This is a genomic window from Nostoc sp. EspVER01 (assembly GCF_034530635.1).
Classification (GTDB): Bacteria; Cyanobacteriota; Cyanobacteriia; order Cyanobacteriales; family Nostocaceae; genus Nostoc.
Genome location: NZ_JAVRCS010000079.1, coordinates 1 through 5,180 on the forward strand (window position 1 = coordinate 1; position 5,180 = coordinate 5,180).

General features: G+C 41.9%; 3 protein-coding genes. 1 reads left to right on the plus strand and 2 read right to left on the minus strand.

Going from position 1 to position 5,180, the window contains the following annotated elements; all coding sequences use genetic code 11:
- Positions 1 to 487: 487 nt before the first annotated feature.
- On the plus strand, positions 488 to 1,885 hold the full coding sequence (locus RMX69_RS29340) for an ATP-binding protein (protein WP_322639537.1): 1,398 nt from the start codon (positions 488 to 490) through the stop codon (positions 1,883 to 1,885).
- A 650-nt stretch (positions 1,886 to 2,535) separates the two neighbouring features.
- On the opposite strand, the gene RMX69_RS29345 is transcribed toward RMX69_RS29340, so the two are convergent.
- Together RMX69_RS29345 and RMX69_RS29350 are read right to left on the minus strand one after the other, a co-directional pair.
- Entirely contained in the window at positions 2,536 to 3,993 is a 1,458-nt protein-coding gene (locus tag RMX69_RS29345; RefSeq protein WP_322639538.1) for an alpha-amylase, read from the minus strand.
- 135 nt (positions 3,994 to 4,128) lie between these two features.
- Positions 4,129 to 4,977 carry an alpha/beta hydrolase gene (locus RMX69_RS29350; protein ID WP_322639539.1) on the minus strand — a complete coding sequence of 283 codons (849 nt, stop codon included), beginning with the start codon at positions 4,975 to 4,977 and terminating at the stop codon, positions 4,129 to 4,131.
- Positions 4,978 to 5,180: the final 203 nt, after the last annotated feature.

Below are 5,180 nucleotides of genomic sequence, written 5' to 3' on the forward strand. Positions count from 1 at the left end.
CTTGTTTTACTTACTGCTTTCTCTGTGTGCCACTTTTAGGTGCGGAATGTGGGTTAGATCCCCCCAACCCCCCTTAAAAAGGGGGGCTAAGAGTCTCTTAAAGTCCCCCTTTTTAAGGGGGATTTAGGGGGATCTAAAAAGTTAGGAGGCTAAGTAAATAGTTTGAAAACACGCCCTCCTTCCTGCATCGGGAAGGGGGAAAATTCAAAGTCTCTCTCCTTTTAGGAAAGAGATTTAGAGAGAGGTTTTCCAGATACCGTGAAAAGTCAGACCGTATATAAGGATCGGGTTTTTTGCGCATTCTGATAAACTGAGACAAAGCCTTCTTCAACTATTTAAACCAAAATTCTCCATAGAAAAACACACTTATATAACCCTACCTCCTTCTTATCCCTCCTCCCCCCTGCCCCTCGGTCACTGAGCGTAGCCGAAGTGCTGCTCCCCTGCCCCCTGCCCCCTGCCCCCTGCCCCTAAAGGAGGTTAATCGATGTTATGTGTTGAGGAATTAATCAACTTAGACCCATTTCAACAACTTCCCAAAGAGAGGTTGCAGTGGGTTTGCGATCGCGCTCAAACAGTTGAACTTTCTGCTGGAGAAGTGTTGTCCCATGAGGGAGATCCTGTATGTCGCTTATTTATCTTAGTCAAAGGTAAAATCAACATCACCCGCCGCAGTGAAGGAGTGGAAATTCCCATCGGGCAGCATGAAGCCCCATCCTTTTTTGGTGAAATTCCAGTACTCACAGATGAACCTGCACCTGTGACAATGCGGGCATTCACGAATTGCCACATCTATGAAATGAAAGGAGAAGATTTCCGTAAACTGCTGCATGAATGTCGTGATTTTGAGCGGATGGTCTTCCGAATTATGCAAAGTCGTGTCCGGGGGCTAGAGTCTTTCATTCGTGGGCGAGAAAAGATGGCAGCTTTAGGGACACTTGCCGCGGGTCTTGCTCATGAACTCAACAACCCAGCCGCAGCCCTGGTTCGGACTTTAAAAGAAATGCCAGCCGCTATCCTAGAGTTACAACGGATGAACTTAGTTTATGGGCAACGCAATGTTGACGAAGCCCATACTCAACACTGGTTGAGAGTACGCGATCTAGGCCATGAAGCGATTTTGAATAATCGCCTAGATCCGGTGACACTAAGCGATCGCGAAGACATATTGCTGGAATGGTTAGAAGATTATGGTGTAAACCAAGCATGGAAATTAGCAGAACCTTTAGCAGAAGGTGGTGTTGAGGTTGAAACCCTAGAGCAACTCATGGAACGTTGGCGCAACGATGACACAGAATTGCGAGAAATGGGATTACACTGGCTAGCACTTTCCTTTGAAGTCATGTCGATGATTAAACATGGTTTGCGAGGATCTGAGAGGATTTCCGAACTTGTGCAAGCGATGAAGTCTTATTCTTACCTCGATCAAGGCACTCAGCAAGAAGTAGATATACATCAAGGCTTAGAAGATACCTTGCGATTGTTTGTTCATAAACTCAAGTGCGGTGTCCAAGTGCAACGCAATTACGATCGAAGTCTTCCAAAAATCTTTGCTTATGGCAGTGAACTAAATCAAGTGTGGACGAACTTAATTGACAACGCCATTGATGCAATGGATAGTAAAGGACTGCTAGAAATTACAACACATCATTGCGATCGCTATGCTCATATAGACATCATAGATTCTGGCAGTGGAATTCCACCTGAAATAAAAACCCGCATTTTTGAACCTTTCTTCACCACCAAATCAGTAGGGCATGGTTCAGGACTTGGTTTAGAAACCGTTCGCCGGATTGTAGAAAATCGCCATCACGGTACGCTTTCATTTGAGTCGCAGTCAGGCAGAACTTGTTTTACCATTTGCTTGCCCTTATCGAATAAATGAATCAATAAGTAATATCATTTCCGCTAGATTACTTATTAAACCTGAAGAACCCCACCCCGCCAAAGCTATGCTTTGTCTCCCCTCCCCACAGGCGGGGAGGGGCTGGGGGTGGGGTGCAATGACTGTGGAAAGCAAATCATAACTAATTATACAGACATGATATAACGCTCTTCCATCACTCTCATCAAACAATAATCCAAGCAGAAAACTCAAACTATCACCCAATCAAGGTTTGAGGCTTTATTTTCTAATAGAAATTCAAAAGTAATTATTTATCTGATAATTCTGATCTTGTAGGCTGTTGTTCGGAGTTAACAAACTCAGTCTTAGGTGGTTTTCCTATTGTATTAGGAGGTTGTTTTTTTGTTTTGGGTTGTGGGTTATTATTCTCGCTCATCTTAATCTATCTCCTTAATAGCTTTAATTATTTGGCTGTTTTAAGATTTTTTGCTTGGAATTAGTCAAGCAAAAAGTTCAGTGATCGCAGTCAGTTTGTGTTTTGATGATTATGACTTCAAGCGATGTCATCGCCATTCCGTAATCCTGTTGAAAATTTTGCTGCCTTCTACGTCAAATACTATTGTCAAAGAGGTAGATAGAGGAAAAAACTCCTTACTATCTACCTCTTTAACCTTAGTTTTCTATTCAAACTATTTTTGCAGCCAGACCGATATTGAACCACCAGGACATGGGAAATTTCCCCATCCGTCGTTATTGGTGTGAATGATATCGTTTATATGTCCTGTAGCATCGTAAAATTTCTGATTGGGTCGGAACATGTTCATCCACTTGTTCCCTGGTGAACTATTGGTCAACACTACAGCCATTGCACCTGGATGATTACTATTACCCAAGCGCGTCCAACCGATAGTATTGGGATGGTCAAAGTAATCATGCTGGTCGCCAAAACCGTATTCTCTACGCGCCTTCAAGAACTTGTCAATCAAGAAACGGTGAGAGTAAAGGGTAGTATCACGTCCTTTATCCTTATATTGTGCCCCGTAATAATCTGCATAGAAAACGCAAGGATAGCCTTCTCGGCGCAATAAGATTAGTGCATAGGCTAAGGGCTTAAACCAAGGTTCAACAGGCGACTCTAAAGATTGACAAGGTTGGGTATCATGGTTTTCGACAAAGGTAACAGCTAGGGCAGGTTGTTCTTTAACTAGGGTTCTATCAAAAATCGATCGCATATCGAAACTATTACCCTGGCGACTAGCTTGGTGAAACTTGAAATGTAGAGGCACATCAAATAACGACAAACGCCCATCACTAGAGGCAATATAACCGTGTAAGGCATTGATATCTTGAGACCAGTACTCCCCAACGCTAAACAGTTCCCGCCCACCAAAATGAACTCGCAGGTGATTTAACCAATCACGGAAAAAAGTAGAGCGGATATGTTTAACAGCATCAATGCGAAAGCCATTTACACCTGTGGTGTCAATAAACCAACGCCCCCAATACATCAACTCACCGCGCACGAAGCCATTACCTGTATCCAGGTCATTCGCCATTAAATAATCGTAGTTGCCATGTTCGTAGCTAACTTCCGTCTCAAAATGTTTATCTTTAAGACGGTAGAGCTTGTCTGCCTTTTTGGTATCTGCGTTATATGATAATGAATCAAAGCACCACCAATACCATTTCATACTGGAGTATTTATCTCCACGACCAGAAAAATTGAACTTTGTATAAGCTGCAATTTCGTACCAATCGCTGACTGGACGGTTGCGGTCATTCCAATCCATTTCCTGGGCCGAGATGCGTTCTATTTCATCCCCACCATCTTTGTGGTTGAAAACCACATCGGCATAGATTTGAATACCTGTATCCTGTGCCGTTTTAATAGCCCTTAAGTATTGCTCGCGTGTTCCATATTTTGTCCGAACAGTATTTTTTTGATTGAACTCACCCAAATCAAACAAATCGTAGACTGCGTATCCAACATCCGATGCTCCACCACTGCCCTTATAAGCTGGCGGCAGCCATAAGGCAGTGAAGCCCGCATTAGCTAGCTCATTGGCTGTTTTATCCAGCTTGTCCCATAACGTACCATCATTGGAGATGTACCAATGGTAATACTGCATTATTACACCATTGTTCATGCGATCGCCTTTGTAGAATCTTTGATTTTACAGATTTCTGCCAGAAATCTCTGATGCTAGGATATGTTACTTTTGTCACACATCAGAACTTCATCCGAATTTATTTAGGTTTCATGACGACTTCACAAAGAGCAATTACGAATTACTGGGACGGGATAATTGCTGATTTGCCTTGACAAGGTTAGTGAACTCCTGCAAAGTTTGACGATATTTTTCTTCAGCTATCGAGAATAAATCGTTATGGTTTGCCTCTTCAACCCACAAAGAAAGTTTTGGGGATATGGCAGCCTTAAACAGCTTTTCTCCATGAGCGAAAGGAACTATGTTATCTGCTTTTCCATGAATCACCAATATCGGACATTTAACTTTTTTTATCTTGTCAAGATTGGGAAACTTGTCAAAAGGCAAAATCCGAAAAGGTACTATTACTTGAAAAGCGGAAATAAACGAGCTTTCAATAATTAAACCAGCTACTGGTTTCTGCATTGCTAAATTGACCGCCGAACCACCGCCAACCGAACGCCCCAAAACTATAATTCTTTCAGGCGGGATTTTTAAATTTTGGGTCAAATAATTGTAAGCGCTATTGATATCTTCGTAGGCATGACTTTCTGTCGCCTTTCCTTGACTCGTACCATAACCGCGATAATCAAAAGCAAAGACACTAAAACCCCATGCGTGTAATTTTTCTAAAATCTGTTTGATATCTCCTAAATCTTCGGAATTACCATGAGAATAAAGAATAGTATATTTAGCTTGATTGTTCAATAAATATGTAGCTGAGATATTTGTATTTTCCCCACTCCTTAACTTCAGAATTGTTGGATCATCTTGATAGCTAGAAGGTTGAGACAGAAAAATCATGCTATCTGCCCGAAAATATACAAATGCGGCAAAAAATAGATAGATAAAGATTAAAGATTTGACCAGCCGTTGCCAAGTCAAATCGCCAATTAGCAGTTTTATAATTTGCTGTTTATCCATTAGTTTTTATTTATTGGGTAAAACTTTATTTCCAGGTTTCCCGATTTTTGATGTTTCCTAACTTTAATACAACTTCATCAAACTTCACGCCAACTTTGTCACAAATAGACCTCTTGCAAAAGTCCCTAAACCCCACCCCCACCCCCAACCCCTCCCCGCTTGCGGGGAGGCAGGGTGGATTAATTGTCGAGAGAGAAAATATA

Excerpts from the sequence above, each read along its gene's own strand:
- RMX69_RS29340 (WP_322639537.1), top strand. The coding sequence starts at position 488 with ATGTTATGTGTTGAGGAATTAATCAACTTAGACCCATTTCAACAACTT.
- RMX69_RS29345 (WP_322639538.1), bottom strand. The coding sequence starts at position 3,993 with ATGAACAATGGTGTAATAATGCAGTATTACCATTGGTACATCTCCAAT.
- RMX69_RS29350 (WP_322639539.1), bottom strand. The coding sequence starts at position 4,977 with ATGGATAAACAGCAAATTATAAAACTGCTAATTGGCGATTTGACTTGG.